This is a genomic window from Companilactobacillus crustorum JCM 15951 (genome assembly GCF_001434585.1).
Taxonomy (GTDB): domain Bacteria; phylum Bacillota; class Bacilli; order Lactobacillales; family Lactobacillaceae; genus Companilactobacillus; species Companilactobacillus crustorum.
The window spans coordinates 1-16,703 of the sequence record NZ_AZDB01000042.1; the positions used below are offsets into that span (position 1 = coordinate 1).

Annotated in this window: 17 protein-coding genes and 3 pseudogenes; 11 read left to right on the forward strand and 9 right to left on the reverse strand. The window is 36.1% G+C overall.

Annotated elements, in window-relative coordinates:
• Positions 1-244 precede the first annotated feature (244 nt).
• Positions 245-1,195, forward strand: coding sequence for a magnesium transporter CorA family protein (locus tag FD26_RS09440; RefSeq protein ID WP_057868185.1), 951 nt, complete (start codon positions 245-247; stop codon positions 1,193-1,195).
• 130 nt (positions 1,196-1,325) lie between these two features.
• Here the strand turns inward: FD26_RS09440 and FD26_RS09445 are convergent.
• Positions 1,326-1,763, reverse strand: a pseudogene (locus FD26_RS09445) (recombinase family protein); the annotation flags it as partial.
• On the opposite strand from FD26_RS09445, the gene FD26_RS11330 reads away from it, so the two are divergent.
• The 5 genes from FD26_RS11330 (at position 1,709) to FD26_RS09465 (ending at position 6,374) form a co-directional block, all read left to right on the forward strand.
• Positions 1,709-1,885 (forward strand): hypothetical protein, encoded by a 177-nt coding sequence (locus tag FD26_RS11330; protein WP_235525351.1) that lies wholly within the window; start codon positions 1,709-1,711, stop codon positions 1,883-1,885. The pseudogene FD26_RS09445 and the gene FD26_RS11330 sit on opposite strands and share 55 nt — an antisense overlap.
• A gap of 397 nt (positions 1,886-2,282) precedes the next feature.
• Positions 2,283-2,531, forward strand: a complete 249-nt coding sequence (locus FD26_RS09450; protein WP_057868186.1) for a GlsB/YeaQ/YmgE family stress response membrane protein — start codon at positions 2,283-2,285, stop codon at positions 2,529-2,531.
• 168 nt (positions 2,532-2,699) lie between these two features.
• The gene (locus tag FD26_RS09455; RefSeq protein ID WP_057868187.1) at positions 2,700-4,070 is read left to right on the forward strand and encodes a sugar porter family MFS transporter; all 1,371 of its coding nucleotides are present in this window, start codon (positions 2,700-2,702) and stop codon (positions 4,068-4,070) included.
• Positions 4,071-4,091: 21 nt separating this feature from the next.
• Complete coding sequence (locus FD26_RS09460) at positions 4,092-5,108, forward strand: polysaccharide pyruvyl transferase family protein (RefSeq protein WP_057868188.1); 1,017 nt, start codon at positions 4,092-4,094, stop codon at positions 5,106-5,108.
• Positions 5,109-5,207: 99 nt separating this feature from the next.
• On the forward strand, positions 5,208-6,374 hold the full coding sequence (locus FD26_RS09465) for an MFS transporter (protein ID WP_057868189.1): 1,167 nt from the start codon (positions 5,208-5,210) through the stop codon (positions 6,372-6,374).
• 136 nt (positions 6,375-6,510) lie between these two features.
• Here FD26_RS09465 and FD26_RS11090 read toward each other — a convergent pair whose 3' ends face one another.
• From FD26_RS11090 to FD26_RS09475, 3 genes and pseudogenes are all read right to left on the reverse strand, one after another.
• Positions 6,511-6,588, reverse strand: a complete 78-nt coding sequence (locus FD26_RS11090; RefSeq protein WP_235525350.1) for a winged helix-turn-helix transcriptional regulator — start codon at positions 6,586-6,588, stop codon at positions 6,511-6,513.
• Positions 6,589-6,843: 255 nt separating this feature from the next.
• On the reverse strand, positions 6,844-7,491 hold the full coding sequence (locus FD26_RS09470; protein WP_016372004.1) for a PASTA domain-containing protein: 648 nt from the start codon (positions 7,489-7,491) through the stop codon (positions 6,844-6,846).
• A 70-nt stretch (positions 7,492-7,561) separates the two neighbouring features.
• Positions 7,562-8,224: pseudogene (locus tag FD26_RS09475) on the reverse strand (restriction endonuclease subunit S); the annotation flags it as partial.
• Here FD26_RS09475 and FD26_RS10920 point away from each other — a divergent pair.
• A pseudogene (locus FD26_RS10920) lies at positions 8,212-8,466 on the forward strand (transposase); the annotation flags it as partial. The pseudogenes FD26_RS09475 and FD26_RS10920 sit on opposite strands and share 13 nt — an antisense overlap.
• A gap of 39 nt (positions 8,467-8,505) precedes the next feature.
• On the opposite strand, the gene FD26_RS09480 reads toward FD26_RS10920, so the two are convergent.
• Together FD26_RS09480 and mobQ are read right to left on the reverse strand one after the other, a co-directional pair.
• Positions 8,506-9,297 carry a DUF2238 domain-containing protein gene (locus tag FD26_RS09480; RefSeq protein ID WP_057868190.1) on the reverse strand — a complete coding sequence of 264 codons (792 nt, stop codon included), beginning with the start codon at positions 9,295-9,297 and terminating at the stop codon, positions 8,506-8,508.
• 425 nt (positions 9,298-9,722) lie between these two features.
• Entirely contained in the window at positions 9,723-11,783 is a 2,061-nt protein-coding gene (mobQ, locus tag FD26_RS09485; RefSeq protein WP_057868191.1) for a MobQ family relaxase, read from the reverse strand.
• A gap of 269 nt (positions 11,784-12,052) precedes the next feature.
• Between mobQ and FD26_RS09490 the strand changes: the two genes are divergently transcribed.
• Both FD26_RS09490 and FD26_RS09495 read left to right on the forward strand, forming a co-directional pair.
• Positions 12,053-12,262 carry a hypothetical protein gene (locus FD26_RS09490; RefSeq protein ID WP_057868192.1) on the forward strand — a complete coding sequence of 70 codons (210 nt, stop codon included), beginning with the start codon at positions 12,053-12,055 and terminating at the stop codon, positions 12,260-12,262.
• 19 nt (positions 12,263-12,281) lie between these two features.
• Positions 12,282-12,560 (forward strand): hypothetical protein, encoded by a 279-nt coding sequence (locus tag FD26_RS09495; protein ID WP_057868193.1) that lies wholly within the window; start codon positions 12,282-12,284, stop codon positions 12,558-12,560.
• A 122-nt stretch (positions 12,561-12,682) separates the two neighbouring features.
• Here FD26_RS09495 and FD26_RS09500 read toward each other — a convergent pair whose 3' ends face one another.
• The 3 genes from FD26_RS09500 to FD26_RS09510 form a co-directional block, all read right to left on the reverse strand.
• A complete protein-coding gene (locus FD26_RS09500) occupies positions 12,683-13,432 on the reverse strand; it encodes a Fic family protein (RefSeq protein ID WP_057868194.1) in 750 nt (249 codons plus the stop codon).
• 50 nt (positions 13,433-13,482) lie between these two features.
• A complete protein-coding gene (locus FD26_RS09505; RefSeq protein WP_057868195.1) occupies positions 13,483-13,680 on the reverse strand; it encodes a hypothetical protein in 198 nt (65 codons plus the stop codon).
• A gap of 155 nt (positions 13,681-13,835) precedes the next feature.
• On the reverse strand, positions 13,836-14,939 hold the full coding sequence (locus tag FD26_RS09510; RefSeq protein ID WP_057868196.1) for a replication initiator protein A: 1,104 nt from the start codon (positions 14,937-14,939) through the stop codon (positions 13,836-13,838).
• A 578-nt stretch (positions 14,940-15,517) separates the two neighbouring features.
• Between FD26_RS09510 and FD26_RS09515 the strand changes: the two genes are divergently transcribed.
• Complete coding sequence (locus tag FD26_RS09515) at positions 15,518-16,303, forward strand: ParA family protein (RefSeq protein ID WP_057868197.1); 786 nt, start codon at positions 15,518-15,520, stop codon at positions 16,301-16,303.
• Between the two features lie 6 nt (positions 16,304-16,309).
• Entirely contained in the window at positions 16,310-16,525 is a 216-nt protein-coding gene (locus tag FD26_RS09520; protein WP_003649837.1) for a hypothetical protein, read from the forward strand.
• Positions 16,526-16,703: the final 178 nt, after the last annotated feature.

Sequence of the window (16,703 nt, forward strand, 5' to 3'; positions counted from 1 at the left end):
CGGATTAATTTTACAATCTACCATTTTCTCATAAAGATTTCTCATCAACAGCGGTTGACAAAGAGCCATTATAAAATAGATAATACATTAGAAGCCGGAGACAAGATTGTCTAGATAATGTGTGAGATAAAATTTTTGGCAGGTTATCATACATAAGATAAAATGTTTTTAAAACTGATAACGTATTTATTTCACAACAATTACGCATTTATTTTTGAGAAAAATATAAAGCAGGAGGATTACAATGCTGAAAACTTATTCTTTAACAAAAGATACATTATTAGTTTCGTCAGAATCAAATATCAAAAATTCTTCTGTTGTTTATGTTTATGGTGACGAACGAGAATATATCGAATCTTTTGAACATAAATATAACCTTAAAATAGGCAATATACTAACGTTTGATGATCGAGTTGCATATGACACGATGGTAGATCAGAACGATGAAAAAAGTTTGCTCGTAAGTTTTTTGTTTCCCGAGGTACATGAAGGTGGGCATCTAGATAATCTGACGACATCTGTTGTTTTCTTGGTATTTAAAAATAAGTTGATAATTTTTACAAAACAAAAATTAAAATTCATTCCCGAACTCTTATCCAATATGGTTTTACGTGATGTCAATAATTTCACGGAGGAAGTACTTTTAAAGATCATGCAAAAAGATTTCCATGTGATGCTTAACAACCTTCGTGGAGTCAAGGAAAAAATTGATGATTTAGACTCAGAAATATCAACGTCCGGTCCACTCAGACCAACGTTTGGTCATTTATTGACTCTTCAAAAATACATGATAGCTTTGTCAACAACCTATGGCGCTAATCACAAAGCGCTGGATTTCATTAAAAAAAATTTCACAACTATTAATGGTATTGATTTTACCCTCAAAAAAACAATTGATGAGATATACGATACAAGCGACACAATGGATAGAATTATTTTAGGTTACAGCCAATATTTGGATGATTTGGAAGATATGATAAACAATATGATTTCTTATCAGCTTAACATGATTATGAAAACTCTAACAGAGATATCAATCGTTTTGACTATTCCAGCGATTATTTTTGGTTTTTGGGGAATCAATGTTGATGTCCCGTTTGAAAAATCTTCTTACGGTTTTTTTGCTGTGCTGATTATCTCTGTTATACTAAGCCTAATTTGCTGGTTTTGGTTGCGACGCAAAAAATATTTGTAAAGTATTTGTGATACCCTAATATGATTTAAAGCAGAATTGCTTTGTTGACTTTTTAAAAGGCTGATTCCCTTCAATAATTTAATAGCTTTTGTCAGGAATTGTAATATAAATAGACAGTGGTATTTGTTATTTATCTAAATAGCTTTTTAATGTATTGCACTGTGCGCGGAGAAATATTAAAAGCTTCAGCGGCTTCCTTCACAGTATGAGAGTTAGAATATTCAAAGATAGCCATATTCCGGCTATCTTTTTTTCTTTTGGGTCTACCCTCCTTATAGTTGGGATTGTGTTGCCTTGCAAATATTTTACCGGCTTGCGTACGCTCGATAATCATATCACGCTCCATCTCCGCAACCGATAGCAAAGTTCTGACAATCATACGCCCAATTGGGGTGTTATCTATCGTTCCTAAATTTAAAACCTTAATCATTATTTTTTCTTTCAATAAGTCATCAATTAAGTTCAATGCTTCTCTAGTATTACGAGCAAAACGATCTAACTTTGTGACGATCAATGTGTCATTGGGTTCAATCAGATGGACCAGTTTTTCAAATTGCGGTTGCCTGGTATTACATTTCAGAGGAGAAGTATAGTTTGCGAGAGTCAATGAACCTTACGCTGGATTCAGAAGGATTACCTGTGGCACAAGCAGGAGGACAAAAGAAGAAACAAGATGTCATACAAGAATGACACCCTGACTGTGTATACATCATGATCATTTTTCATTTACCCACTTTTTTATTTTATTTAAGAAAAAATGATTAATGCTAAGTTAACTGATCTATCCGAAAATACATATTGGTGTAGCTAATAATATAAGTTGACACCCAGTCAACCCAACACTAGCAATCTCAAAAATTGGTTAATGGACACTCCACTTGATCGGAGATATGAAACACAAATAATTGTTTTACATACCTATTTTATTATTGAAACATTTATGAAATAAATAGCATGCACAGGAAATATTGTGAATTTGTTCAACAGCTTTGATAGTGCGGTTTCCTTGCATCACACCCTTGATAAGGGTATATTTATCCTTGTAATCATTATAGAACGTTTGTTCAAAGAAGGGGAAGTGAATTTTATGCATTGGTTATGGGTTTTAATTATTGGTGCTGTTATCGGCGCAATTGCTGGTGCCATCACTAATCGGGGCGCAGCTATGGGCTGGATTAGCAATATTATCGCTGGCTTAGTTGGCTCATCCATTGGTGAAGCTATTTTAGGCAGTTGGGGGCCAAATATAGCTGGTATGGCCATTATTCCGTCAATTATAGGCGCAATAGTTGTTGTAGCAGTAGTTTCTTTCTTTTTAAGTCGTATCACAAGATAAATTTTTCCCTATATGTTAAACTTTTTAACAATCTTTTAAATGAATCCATGGTTGTTATTGGCTGGTCAATTACTGTAGTAATTGGCTTTTTTTTATAAATGTTTTACTTTAATTTCATGTAAAGCCACTCTAATTATTAACAAGCTGAAAGAAGTGGACGAATTGGCTATGCAAAATAGAAGTGAAAGAAAATATGGATTATTAAATTACAGTGTTTACGTCATATCTTTGGGAGGATTCCTATTTGGGTATGATACTGGTGTTATCAATGGAGCTTTGGCTTTTATGAGCAAGACTAGCCAATTAAATCTAACTCCTTCCCGTCAGGGAATCGTGTCAAGCTCTTTAGTCTTAGGGGCTTGCCTTGGTGCATTCCTATGTGGAAAATATGCTGATAAATATGGCAGAAAGGTTACAATTCGTTGGGTTGCAGTTATCTTTACACTGGCAACTGTATGTTGCGCATTATCACTCAATTATATCTTTATGACCACATTTAGATTTATCCTGGGACTAGCTGTTGGTGCTGCCTCAAGTCTTTCTCCAATGTATCTTGCAGAAATATCCCCAAAAGAAGTTCGTGCTAGCAACGTCAATAAGAATGCAATTTTTATCGTTTTAGGACAACTAGTAGCGTTTATTATGAATGCCCTTTTAGGCAGTCTATGGGGTAACTGGGATCCAATTTGGCGCGTTATGGTTTTAATGGCATGTGTCCCCTCTATTATCTTATGGATTAATTCATTCAATATTGCTGTGAGTCCTGACTGGTTAGTACAAAGAGGGCATTTAAAAAGAGCACGTAATTTAGCTTATCGACTAGGATTCAAAAAACAAACTGCTAACAGGAACATTGATGGGCGTAAAAAGAATATCAAAACAGAGACAAAGCTCACTTGGAACCAAATCTTTTCGAATAAACGATTAGTCTACTTACTCTTGATTGGAATCGTTATTGCCTTGATTCAACAAGTATCGGGTATTAATACAGTTATGTATTATGGCACTATCTTGTTAGAAAAGGTTGGTATGGGAGAACGGGGTTCTTTGTATGCGAATATACTAATCGGCTTAACATCTTTCATCGCTAGTATCTTTGGAACCAGAATGATTGCCAATCACAACCATCTGAAAATGTTAAAAATTGGGTTAATGGGTAATATTATCTTTTTAGCATTGTTAGGGGTTATCATGCACGCAAACATGCTGCCACAGGTAGTTACAAATACTTTGGTTCTAGCAATGCTTGTCCTATTTCTAGCGAACCATCAAGGTATTGTTAGCCCTGTTACTTGGTTGATTATGTCAGAAATGTTCCCTAATAGTGTCAAAGCTAGATTTATGTCAATTGCTACGGCAACCACATGGATCACTAATTTTTCAATTAGCTTAGTTTACCCATTGCTAATTAATGCTTTAGGAACAGCCACTGTCTTTTTTGTATTTGCAATAACAAATGGGTTCAGTTTATTTCTTTCCTTGACTGTTATTAATCAAGAGAAAATGGAAAAATCCTATCAGGAAAGTTCCAGCAAATAAAATTAGAAGGAGGAAAATAATATGGCTAACTTTTATATCAATCCTAATAACGTTGTACACGAATTGCCTAAAAATAATCAGCCAAAATTTTTTATGTTTGGTGTTCCTAGCTATACCAATCTTGGTGACCAGGCAATATCATTAGCCGAACGAAAATATATTGAAGCTGAGTTTCCAGATTACCAATATATTGAAATAGTAGAGGAAGATGATGATGCGGCTATTCCAGTTGTTAAGCAATGTATAACTAAACAAGATATTGTTGCCTTTACTGGTGGTGGAAACATGGGAAATCTTTATCTTAATCACGAGCGAGCACGCCGAAAAGTATTTTCAACTTTTACTGATAACCTAACCATCTCATTCCCACAGTCTATTCATTTTGAAGACAATGAAGCTGGACTTTATGAACAAAAGTTAAGTCAAGAGGCTTACCAAAAAAACCCCAATTTAGTTCTAGTAGCTCGAGATGCACAGAGTTACCATAGAATGCAGACTACTTTCAACAATAAAGTCATTTTTACTCCTGATATGGTTTTATATATGCAATATAAGAAATTCCCAAAATTGAAGCGTCAAGGGTCACTATTTGTTCTCAGACGGGACGCTGAAAAAGTCGTCAAAGATAAGGTTATCCAAAACATGAAGGCTTTGCTGAGAGCCTACCAACCTATTGAATTTACGGATACTGTTTTAGATACGGTTAAAACTATTACACCTGATACCCGTGAAAAATTATTCAGAAAAGAATTAAGCCTATTTTCAGGTCAAAAGTTAATTATTACTGATCGATGGCACGCAATGGTATTCTCAGTTTTAACTGGAACACCTTGTTTACTAATGGGAAACAGTTATGGGAAAGGTAAGCACGCTTACTTTGATTGGCTAGAGTATATCAACTGGGTTAGTTATACCGATGAGGAAGATACCGAAAGGATTAAACAACAAATAAACGCGGTCATGGAAGCCAAAACTCACGCTTATGATCTTATCCCTGATTTTAAACAGTTACATGATTTAATTGCACATAATCGGTAGGAAAAAGCCAACTTTTTGATAACATTTTTCATTTGATGTTAATCAAAAAATTGGCTTTTTATATAACTTTTTTAGTGTATCTCTTAATAAGGTGGTCATATGAAAAAGAAAATCAACCTTCAATGCATATTATTAACATTTCTAACGTTCACAATGGGTTTGAGTCAATTTATTATAATAGGAATTATAAATAATTTATCAACAGATTTTAGAGTTTCTATCGCACACATTGGGGCACTCGTAACCATATTTGCAATCGTTTATGCAGTTGCAACACCAATAATTAACTTATTTATTGGTAGTATCGCTTTGCATAAAGTTATGCTCTTTTTTATGCTGATTTTTTCATTTGGAAACTTATTGACAGCTATAGCTAGTAATTTTAATGTACTACTTATGAGTAGAATTATAACAGCCCTATCATCTGGGCCTCTGATGTCGACTGCTGTTACCTTTGCAGCTGCAATTGCTCCTCAGAGAAAAAAAGCTTGGCTAATATCTTGGGTGTTCTCAGGCTTCAGTATCGCTTCAGTTTTTGGCGTACCTTTAGGTACTTGGATAAGTGATAACCTTAACTGGCGATTAACTTTTTGGACAATTTTTTTTGCCTCAGTCTTTATTACTATCGTAGTTTTCTATTTGCTACCTCATAATTTAACACAAAATGGAACACATAATATATTCAAACAGTTAGCTATCTTAAAAGACAAAAGAATCATCTGGGGTATTCTGGTCCCGGTCTTTAATTTTAGTGCCATTTATATCATTTATACCTATTTGAAGCCAATATTAATTAAAGAGTTAAGTTTCTCCCACAATAATGTCATAATTGTTCTATTTTTGTACGGACTATGTGGATTGGTAAGCAACCAAGTGAGTGGGCGTATAGCAAGCATGAAATGGAAAAGCAATTTAAAAAAATTTTTTATTCTTCAAGCTATTAGTATCTTTCTTATATTCATAAGTGGAAATTTAACATGGCTAAAAATCAGTGCCATTCTCATAATGGCTTTAACAATGTCTATTTCTAACTCACCCATGCAATTGTATTACATGGATATTGCCCAACAAAATTATCCCCAATCATTGGTTTTAGCTTCTTCTTTTAATTCAATTTTTTCAAATGTTGGAGTTGCTACCGGATCTGCAATTGGAGGATATGTCGTGGCCACTGTAGGCTTAAGCGGTTTGGGCATTGCAGGTAGTGTCTTTAGTGTTTTCACAATAGGTGTTCTAACAATATTAATTAAGTATAACTATAATTAATAAGATCTTTTAATGCCTGTACTGATTTTAGCAATTATTATTCAGGTTCAGTATACCAGAGAATAAGTCTTAATATTTATGTTAGCTTCTTCATGTGAGGATAGATAGAATTTTAATAAACCATCAGCCCAAATTTTTATGCTTTTAAATATTTGCGAATACCAGATTTAGATAGATTCAATTCTTCCGCGAGTTCTCTGATCGTTTTGCCCATATAGCTGTCCTCATCTCGTGCAATCTGATGTCAATTATAGCAATGGCTACACACGACTACCCATAAAAATACCCGAAACGATCTTAGAAATCGTTTCGGGTCACTTATTTGAATTAGATTTTAGGCCTCATCTGAAGATGTTTCTGGCCGATCCGTTAGGTTACACCCTTACGAATTTAAAAGACTATGACTCTATTTATCGATTTTCTTCACTTTTAATCTATAGTAATCAGAATACTAACTGCATTGTAAAACTTAACTACTGGTTCGAGTTTTTTTAGTCTCTTGAGTAATTACCGGATCAGATGGATCAAGTGGCTCTTTACTCAAAGAATTTTTGATCTTTTTATTAAAAGTAAGCTTTCCAGCGAAGGTGTTCACTCCAGACGAAACTAATTTTATTCCTTTCATAACAGGGATTATGCGATCTTGATTATCCACCCGCGTTCTGCTTCTCATGCCCTGTTTTTTTGATGCTTGATCATCTGCTAGCTGCCTGCTTATCGCAATCACATTATCATCTGCGTAAAAGACACGAATAAATGATCCAGGAGTAACTTTTGTATTCTCCTTGGGGGAAGTTTTGATAATAACATTAGGGCGCTGCTGTGCAAGCTTAATATCAGGTGTAACTAGGACTAGAGAAAAGTTAATTGGATAAAGTGCCAATATCCGCTTGGCTTCAGCAACACTTATTTGAGATAAGCCAGGCATTTTAAAATCGTCTTTATGTTTTTCTAGGTGAGAGTCAATCACCTTCACTCCCTCGTCAACAATCTTAGGAGTGACTTTATTAACGGTGTCTGCTACAGAGTGCAAAGTATTTAATACCTCACCAAATACTCCCAGCCCTTTGTTACTCAACGCTGTTAAGGTCTTCTTTTTTGATTTAGAATTCACCATCATTTACCCTCCATCAATTTTTTGATTTCAAAAATTGCCCTAAGTTAACTGATCAATTACTCAGAATTGATCAGCAAAACATCTTTTGTAGATACCCTTTTTTTAGTTCTTGGAGTTTTTCAAGCTTACGCTGATGAAGGGTGATTGTCAAATCAATTTTCTTGAAAAACTTGCCTATCGTCCTTTGTTCTTCAAAAGTTGGTACATTGAATTTCAAGGTTGAAAAATCAGCAAAACTAATGCTCCGTCCATCTCGAATACCATAGGTGACAGTTTCAAGACGTTTTATGAAGTCAGTACTTGTCAAAACGATACGCCAAAATAACGGATCATTCTCATTTTTGTCGACAAAATCAAGAACTGTATAGGCTGGTGATGTTATACCTTCAACGTTTGCATAGGCGAAGCCACCTTGAAATGAACGGAGGTGAATGACGAATTGACCAGGTTCAACACGTTTGTAACCTGCAATACTTTTCTTGTCATATTTAATATCAATACCAATATCATCACGATGAATCATCCCTAACTTCTGAGAAGCGGACAACACTGACAGTTCTGGGTGATTCTTGTCAGAGATAGATTTGAAAATCTCGGCTGCCTTTCGCTGTTCCCAAGCGTCAGCAAACCCTGCAAATCTTAATTGCGGGAACTTGCTGCCATTTTTGGGGAACAATTTCTGTAAATAGCCCTGTTTAAGTTCCTTAAGCTTAGCTAACTTACGCTGATGAACTCAAGAATATCATCACTAACTATCAGCCTAACGGCACGCCCCTAGATACGGCCATGCATACCCTACGAAAGAATCTTAATGGAGTAATTAACGCCGCCAAATCGTCCTACTCTAACGGACCGATAGAGGGCATCAACCGTAAGATCAAGGAGCTCAAACGTGCTTGTTATGGCTTCTCCAATCAGGCCAATATGTTCACACGCGTCTATAATTTAGGATTTTTTAATTTTGTGACGAACTAGCACCACGCGTACCCTCTATCTTATTATTTACTGGAAAATTCATTTCCGTTTGGTCGGAATAAAATTACGAATAAACTGAAATCGTTTATGTTCATGATCGATATATAAATAGCCAAAAATACTGAAAAATAACGCACCAATAAAATTAACGAATAGATCTTTCATAGTATCGATCACGCCAACATCGAGATAGCCGTTATGGATAACAGTAGTCACTTTTTTGCCATCAGCAGTTTCACTTTCAATCGTCGTTCGTTGAATATCTTTCAGCTGGACCACTTTATTGTTACGTTGGCCTAGATCCACGCTATTGATTTGGCGCACAATGCGATCCTTTTGCATATCCATATTCAACCAACGATCCGCTGAAAATTCGACAAATTCCCAAGCAACCCCGACCGTCATTGAAAAACAAAACGTGGTCACCGCAATAAATAGCGGTGTTAATTTCAGAATCGTTATATTTTCATTCAACAAATAAATCAGCGAAAAACCTACGCCAGCAGCCAAAAACCCACTTAGTGCGTGTAACGCTGTGTCCCAGACTGGAATATGACCATAAAAGTCATTTAGTTCACCTAACACTGTTGAGCTAAAAATAAAACTGATTACAATCAATTCTAGCAAACTAGGTATATTAATATGCAGATAAGTTTCAATTAAATATGGTAGCATAAACAAAATTAATGTCAGCACTAATAAAGCGACGTGTGACCATTCTTGCATATAAATGCTATTGCCTAACATAAAAATGACAATTAACCGATAAAATATATAAATCAGCGTCACGATTTTACTTGCGGTAGTGGTGTGTGCCGTAAAGAATTTCATAAAATGCCCCCAATCATCGTTGAATCCGTATAATTTCCTAATTTAGGCTTATGATATTAGTGATGCTAGTTCAAGTCGGGTGCAAAATAAAAAAATCACACCAATTTAAATAGTGTGCCCAGAAAATCTTTTTCCATGAAATAACTTAGTCTGAATCGTCGTCACTACGACGTAATCATAATTCGACCGAGCTACCTTTTCACTGACAAGCTTATCAAACTACACTTTTGACTGAGCCATTGGAATTCAACAATTAGCGCAGCAACAATTCGGTGCCCTAAATATAGTTTTCTGAATGTTTTAACCATCAAAACTCATGTAGGCATTATTATCACACCTGATAATCCGCATCTAGGTTGCGTACTTTTAATGGCAAATATAGCACCCATTGAACACATATGTGTTCATTTATCTTTACATTTTGATTACAAGTGCATACCCCCATCTTCATGCCGGTTCCGGGTTTGGTGTTGCCGTTGCTTTTTCGTCATTGCCCACTCGGTCTCTTTTAAACCGCGTAGTTGCTGTTTTCTTAGATAGTCCGTATTTTTCGCATATAAAATGGTCATTAAGGCTTCGTCCAAAATATTCATCAGGTAATTTTTCGGGCTAGTTGGGTGGTAGTTAATGGCCTGATAGTCCTTAACTTGAGCTTGCTTATATTGATCAAACCGCATTGCCTGTTGTTTCAAACGGGTTTGTACCATTTCAATTTGTTGGTGATCCAACTTAGGATCTTGGCCACATTCGCCAATAAACAGTTGCCGGGTGCCATCATGTTTTAAGACCCGTTGCAGTCGATGATCCTGAATATCTTTTAATTCCATTTTACCTAACAGGTAATTTAAACCGTCTTGGTGTTGCTGACTAGTAAAGACTACCGGTGGCTGCTGTTGCAATTGACTAAGATCATTGGCGCTTAATGGCTTTAATTCTGGATCATAGTAAACCACAGCGGTATAGATTTGCTCCTTGTCAATCGTCTCTAGCTTATCGAGGTCACTGTCCGGAAAAGCAGTCGTTAGAATGCTGTCATATTGGGTTTGCACCACGGCTTTAACTTCCCGCATGACCCGTAAATCTTTGACCGCTTTAGAAATGAATTCGAGTTCGTTAGGTTCATAAACGGCTAGCATGCCCCGATCAGTAGGCTTCAAATCGTCTAACTGGTGACCATGTTTGGCTAGTACCGTGGTTAATTGCTTCTCAATCGTCTGGGTTTGCTGATTAACTAACTGCCAGCTGGTATATGGCCGCTTGGTAAACGTCAATAATTGCTGGGTTAATAAGTCGTTTCGAATATTCATTAAACGTTCGTTTAATTCACTGCCTTTGAAAATCGTTTGTTCACTATTAGTTTCTTTAATCAGTTCCCGTCGTTCAGCTGCGGTTGTCTGTTCAAAATTAAGTTCCGGATAAAGCTTTTTCGTTGCTCGTTCCACCACTTTATTTAACAACTGGTTAGCTTGTGCTAGTGATGTCGTTTGCTGGTCAATAGTCAGCAGTTGTTTAGTTACATCTTCACCAACCGCGTGTTTGATTAATAAGCTGTTCTTCCAATTAAATAGCATGCGCTGTTTATCGTCTAAATGTTCTAAATCGACATAGGTTTTCAATTGCTGACTTAGATGACTAATTGTGTGTTTTTCAGAGAACGATAGCTCGTCAGTTAACGCGTCAAAATGTTCATGATTTCTTATCTTTTCGTCAAGATTATGATATTTAGCTTGAGCGTTTCTTTGCGCTCTAACTTGTTGATTAAATGCTTTTCGATTTTTTCTTTGGCTGTTAATGCCTTCGTGTTGGGTAGGTGTCTCTTGAATCCCTTGATCGACAAACGATTTTTCACTAATCCGATCCGGAATATTTTTTTGTGCTAAGAACTGATTAACACTCAACGCCCAATTTTTTCGCCACTCATTAATTTTTTCCTTTTTATCCCAATCAACCAACCAAATTTTTCTTTGTTTTGGAAACCCGCTTTTGGTTAAAAGTTGCTTGCCATTTTCATCTTTAATGTACTGCGTCTTTGCTTTTAATCCCCAACTACCATCGGGGTTAAATGGGCGATTGGTTAACATCACATGTGCGTGCGGATTGTCTGAGTGATCGCGATGAATTGCTACGTCAGCTACCATACCTTGATCGACAAAATTTTCTTGCACATATTTTGTCAGTAATTCTTTCTGTTCGGATTCACTTAATTCTACCGGTAAAGCCACGTTAAATTCTTTTGCATACCGTGAGTTTGATTTACGATCGTTCTTTTCAACTTCATTCCATAATTGTTCTCGATTACTGGCCCATTCTGGTGCATTTTCGGGAGTTAAAATAAAGCTTTCTGGCATAACCGAGCGGGCATAAAAATAGTGGCGGCCTTCTTGATTATTAAATAATTTTTCACCACTTCGATAAGCGGCACTGGCAATAGCACTGCGTCCTTTACCAGCACTAATATTACTAAAACTCATATGAAAAATCGCCATGTAAGTCACCTCTTTACTTTGATTCTATGGGCTTGGCTTTGTTGTCGCCGTCGGCGACTTCTAATACAGGATTTTGGGGTTAGCACAACATAGAATTCATTCTATGTGTAAGTGCGCATTGGCCTCGTTTCACTCGTCCTGCTGATTCCCATAAATTTACTTATAGTGTATGCCTTCCGCTTCGCTATTTCAACTTCTATCCTTTGATTTAACGTTCTCTGTATGATATAGTGTCGGTGATTATTTTTAATACGATTGGAGGGATCATTATGTCTCAAAGTAACTTAGAAAAACAAGAAGCCAAATTAAAACAGCTTAATCAAAAGATTAAAGCTGAAAAAAATAAAATTGAACAAAATCTTGGTAAGCAAATCATTAGATCAGCCAATTTGGATTATGGGACACTTACCACTCCACAGATTAAAATGATTGCTAAAAAAATTGCCGCCTTTTTAAATCAAGCTCAAAATAACCGATAATAGTTAGGTGGTAATGACTATGCCTAATCAATATGAAAAACTAGTTGAGCAACAAGCGCGTTTAAAACAAAAAATTGAGCGAGAAGATTTTAAATTACGGCAATCTAAATACTACGAAAATCGGCAAGCCCGCAAAGCCCGTTCTCGCCGATTAATTCAAAAAGGGGCTTTGCTAGAAAAATACTTTCAAGCTGATAATCTCTCGGTTGAACAAACCGAAGAGCTTTTAAAAATATTTGCCGATTACGTTAATGCCCATAAATCGGATAAATTAAAAAACGATCAACCTAATAACTAGGCCGATCGTTTTTATTTTCAGGATTATTTTTTGGCTTAACTTCTAGATTGTTTTTAGCAAAGTCTTTGAGATGGTTTTGGGTTCTTTTACTAATCTCGTCTTCAACTAATTTAAGTTCTAATTTATCCGTTTTTTTTTAGTTGCTTGTACATCTGGTTTAATTCATTAGCACTTAATTTTTTGTTTGCTCGAATTTGTAATCCTTGAATACCATTATCATATGTCCAATGTTTAATTTTAGTCATGTCATTAGTCTGATAATAATTGGCAATTAGTTCGTTCCATTGATCCCACTTATCTAACGGCACATTGATTAAGCCTGCACCACCGTCAATCATAATTTTATTGGCACTTAAAGTTGCCGTCCTTTTGTTTCCGTCCCAAAAGATTTGTTGGCGCATATTATGATACATGACAGTCAATGCTTTATCAGTAATCGTCGTTCGTGGATCAGCCAAGATTTTTTGTAAAAAGGATTGTTCTTGTTTTTCGTTAATTAAAGGTGGTTCAAAAAAGTCTTCACTACCTAAATCAACTCCTCCTTTCCCTTGCCGTAATTCTCCCGGTACTAAGGCGTCTTCCGCTGCCACAATCTTGTTGATTTGTTTTTCCATGGTTAACGTTAAAGGGGAATTTTGAGCAGTGATGTATTGCCACCCACGCTTTAAATTAATAATCGTCAAAACATCTTCAACAGGTACTCCTGCTACGCTCATACCGTCCATAATAGTTTGTGTTTGTGGCAAAGTGGTATTAACGCCTTCAAAACGAGCATTAGTATGCACTAACTTGGTAAAGTTTGCTCGGGCAAACCGATGGTTTTCTGCAACTGTGAATTTATACTTGTCCATATATGTTCGAGTTTTAGCCATATTTTGTGCCTCCTTTCTATTTCAGTCACTGATTATTTGACCTGTCCATGTTAAATCACAAAATGCTTTTCGTTGATAATTTGCTCTTGGCGCTTATCTAAGAGGTAAGTGTGTAACGCGTCAAACAGCTTGCGTTTATCAGGATCTGGATTATGAGCTGCTTGCTCCCAAATGTCTTGAATATCGACTGCCCATGGGTCAGCCAACAATTGATCAATTGTTTCGACTTCTTTGCTGGATTTGGTCATTTAAAAAGCTCCTTTCACATTCCCTTAGTTCAGTCATCGCCAATTTAGCCACTAAAGGTGCCTATTCTTGCTTCTAAGCGATTTTAAAGTGATTTTAATATAATTATGCATGTAGCACTTAAAGCGGCTTAAACGAGCTAATATGACGTTTAATTTCAAGAACGCTCGTTATCAATATTTTGTTCTTTAGGGTGTTTGGCCGCATATTCTCTAGCTGCTTGTTGGTTCCACCAAACACCAAATAGGTTTTGCATGGTGCCGTACAGGTAGTTCTCAACATTCTTGATATGCTTCTCATTACTTCTTAGGGCGTTAAAGTATCGTCTTAAGGCTTTAGTCATCAAAGGTTTTAGTTCTTCGTCATAAAGCGAGATTATGACGCCAATATCCTGATGATCCTTTTCAACTCGGTACTTAGCATTTAAGATAATGCCAATGAAGCGCCGCATTTGTTGCGGAGTGCGGCACCAGAAACTTAGTAATTGCACGGCTTCAGGTTCTAAGAAAACCGGTAAGCCACTGTCTTCATCAGTTAAGAAGTCATTAGCATGGTTCACCAAATCCTGGTTTTGCTTTTGAATTTCTGCTGGTGAGAAATTGGCTGTGGAAAAGTCCAACTTTTGAGTATCTATATTGTATCTATTAGTATCTCTTTCTTTAAGTTCTTTATCTAGATCGTGTCCGATTTTCGGATTTTCGCTCGTAGCAAGGGTTTGCGGGGTGTTGTCAACGAACTTTCGCGAATGTCCGATTTTCGGATTTTCGCTCGTAGCAAGGGTTCCAACGGTCTCCCGCGAACGTCCGATTTTCGGATTTTCGCTCGTAGCAAGGGTTTGCGGCTCTTTTTGAGCATATTCACCGCGTAAATAGACGTCAGTTGACTGCATATCTAGTTCGGCCAGGTAAAGTCGATTGGGTTCGTTTTTGCCAGTTTTGGGATTGAAATGCATGGCTTTTTGATAAAGTAGTCCTGCACGTTCCAAGTCTTTTTTCACGGCTGCTAACTTATCATTTGAGCAGTCGAATAAATCTTTAAGTTCTTGATTGGTAAAAATAAAGTAGACGTGCCCTTCCTCATCAATCCAGTGATTGCGTAAAGAATACTCTAGCCGGTCTTTTAGTACCATGTAAGCTAGCTTAGCGGCATCACTTAAATGTTTGTATTGCTCGCCATACATTAATACCTTAGGGAACTGGAAAAACAAGGATCCATATACGCTATTGGCGTCATAGTAATTGAAATCTGTTGATTTTGTCATAATAAAAACTCCCTTTCTTGACTGACACACGCTGTCTCAAAAGAGAGTTGCTAAAACATTTGATTTGCTTTAAAATACAAATCTGATATGCTCTAACTGAATTACAAAGCGAACATTGGTCGTGATCGGCTTTGTAGTTTCACCAGCATGTGTCTGTTTGTGAGTTGCCCAGTCGGCAACTTTTTTAATTTTTAAGAACTAAAAATGGACTAAGTAGTTATTACAAGCTACTTAGTCCATTGGTCTTATCTTCGTTTTAATTAGTTTACCTTTGCTTGCCCTTAAGGCTTGCTTGCGGTATAATTAGCACATAAACAAGATTACAATTTTTTCAAGCAATTTTAACTTGGCGGTGAAAATTGCTTGGACTAGGTAGCTGCAAGATAGCTACTTGTCAATACTGCAAAAATCCCAATCCCGAGTGGATTGGGATTTTTTGTTTATGAACAAAGCATATCATTCTGCAAAGGTTAAGTAAATGGTTTTATGGATGTGATTTATGATTAATCATAAATCACATAAAATTTGTGATTAATCATAAATCGTGGTAAAATATTTATGTAAAGGTAGGTGCTACTATGAATGGGAAAACACTATTAAACTTCAACTTTAAAGGTGGCGTTGGTAAGACCACCTTGACTGTAATGGAAACCTATTTATTGGGTCAAGAGGGGAAAAAAGTACTACTTATAGATTTCGATCCCCAGGGAAATGCAACTGAAATTATGAAGGAGACTTATAAGGCCGATTTAAAGCCGGAACTTTCATTATATGAGGGCCTTCTTGGAGGGAATTTGTCTAAATCTATTGTGTCTGTTACAAACCAAATTGATATGATTCCTACAGATTGGACATTGTCTTTATGGATTGGTGCTGTAGAAAAAGTTAGTCGGGTTAAACGTAATATTCTATTACCACAAATGCTTTCAAAGTTAAAACAAAATTACGATTATATTTTTATTGACGTACCACCAACAATAAATGTCTTTACTAATAACGCAATCATGGCTTCAGATTTCATCTCAATTGTCTTACAAACTCAAAAGCAGTCATATACAAGTTCTTTAAAAACAGCTACGCATTTAGGTGAACTACGTGAACAATACAATGGAAGTTTTCAGTTAGTTGGTGTCATATTGTACTTAATGAAGCCACGTGCAAAAGTTGATACTGAAATTTCTGCACAAGCAAAAGACTTTTTTGGCGAAGGGGTCTTTTCAAACTCAATTAGAACTCAAGAACGGGTTAAAACGTTTGCTAATGAAGGAATACGGAATAAAGACCATTGGGATAAAAGAGCAATCCAAATGTACCAAATGGTTCTTAATGAACAAATACTTAGAATTCAACAGTTAGAGGAGTAATTTATCATGGCAGAAGATTTTTTAAACAAAGTTAGTAAAAAGGCATCTGAACAACTTAAAAATCTAAAAAGTCCATACCAATTCGAAACAGAAAGAACTAAAACCGTTCAACTTCGCATGAGCACATATAAAGAAGTTAAACGCATCGCTTTTGAGAATGACGAAAAAATTGTTGATGTCTTAGAAAAAATTATTCGTGAAGGCCTTGCCAAACGTAAATAAGATTGAGCTTAACTTATGTATTACTGATTGTGTGATTTATGATAAAAGATTAATCTTTTATCATAAATCACACAATCAATAAACTTCACTGTACAAGGTATATTTAAAATAAATTTGATTTAAACATACGTGGTAGATCGCAAATTTAGGGGTCTAGAATTTTTGGTGTTGGAAAGTA

What these genes read in the sequence shown, in the direction of transcription:
- FD26_RS09490 (WP_057868192.1), top strand. Translation starts at nt 12,053, where the DNA reads ATGTCTCAAAGTAACTTAGAAAAACAAGAAGCCAAATTAAAACAGCTT.
- FD26_RS09450 (WP_057868186.1), top strand. Translation starts at nt 2,283, where the DNA reads ATGCATTGGTTATGGGTTTTAATTATTGGTGCTGTTATCGGCGCAATT.
- FD26_RS09460 (WP_057868188.1), top strand. Translation starts at nt 4,092, where the DNA reads ATGGCTAACTTTTATATCAATCCTAATAACGTTGTACACGAATTGCCT.
- FD26_RS09465 (WP_057868189.1), top strand. Translation starts at nt 5,208, where the DNA reads ATGAAAAAGAAAATCAACCTTCAATGCATATTATTAACATTTCTAACG.
- FD26_RS09495 (WP_057868193.1), top strand. Translation starts at nt 12,282, where the DNA reads ATGCCTAATCAATATGAAAAACTAGTTGAGCAACAAGCGCGTTTAAAA.
- FD26_RS09440 (WP_057868185.1), top strand. Translation starts at nt 245, where the DNA reads ATGCTGAAAACTTATTCTTTAACAAAAGATACATTATTAGTTTCGTCA.
- FD26_RS09515 (WP_057868197.1), top strand. Translation starts at nt 15,518, where the DNA reads ATGAATGGGAAAACACTATTAAACTTCAACTTTAAAGGTGGCGTTGGT.
- FD26_RS09520 (WP_003649837.1), top strand. Translation starts at nt 16,310, where the DNA reads ATGGCAGAAGATTTTTTAAACAAAGTTAGTAAAAAGGCATCTGAACAA.
- mobQ (WP_057868191.1), bottom strand. Translation starts at nt 11,783, where the DNA reads ATGGCGATTTTTCATATGAGTTTTAGTAATATTAGTGCTGGTAAAGGA.
- FD26_RS09455 (WP_057868187.1), top strand. Translation starts at nt 2,700, where the DNA reads ATGCAAAATAGAAGTGAAAGAAAATATGGATTATTAAATTACAGTGTT.
- FD26_RS09480 (WP_057868190.1), bottom strand. Translation starts at nt 9,297, where the DNA reads ATGAAATTCTTTACGGCACACACCACTACCGCAAGTAAAATCGTGACG.
- FD26_RS11330 (WP_235525351.1), top strand. Translation starts at nt 1,709, where the DNA reads ATGTGTCATTGGGTTCAATCAGATGGACCAGTTTTTCAAATTGCGGTT.
- FD26_RS09510 (WP_057868196.1), bottom strand. Translation starts at nt 14,939, where the DNA reads ATGACAAAATCAACAGATTTCAATTACTATGACGCCAATAGCGTATAT.
- FD26_RS09505 (WP_057868195.1), bottom strand. Translation starts at nt 13,680, where the DNA reads ATGACCAAATCCAGCAAAGAAGTCGAAACAATTGATCAATTGTTGGCT.
- FD26_RS09500 (WP_057868194.1), bottom strand. Translation starts at nt 13,432, where the DNA reads ATGGCTAAAACTCGAACATATATGGACAAGTATAAATTCACAGTTGCA.
- FD26_RS09470 (WP_016372004.1), bottom strand. Translation starts at nt 7,491, where the DNA reads ATGGTGAATTCTAAATCAAAAAAGAAGACCTTAACAGCGTTGAGTAAC.
- FD26_RS11090 (WP_235525350.1), bottom strand. Translation starts at nt 6,588, where the DNA reads ATGGGCAAAACGATCAGAGAACTCGCGGAAGAATTGAATCTATCTAAA.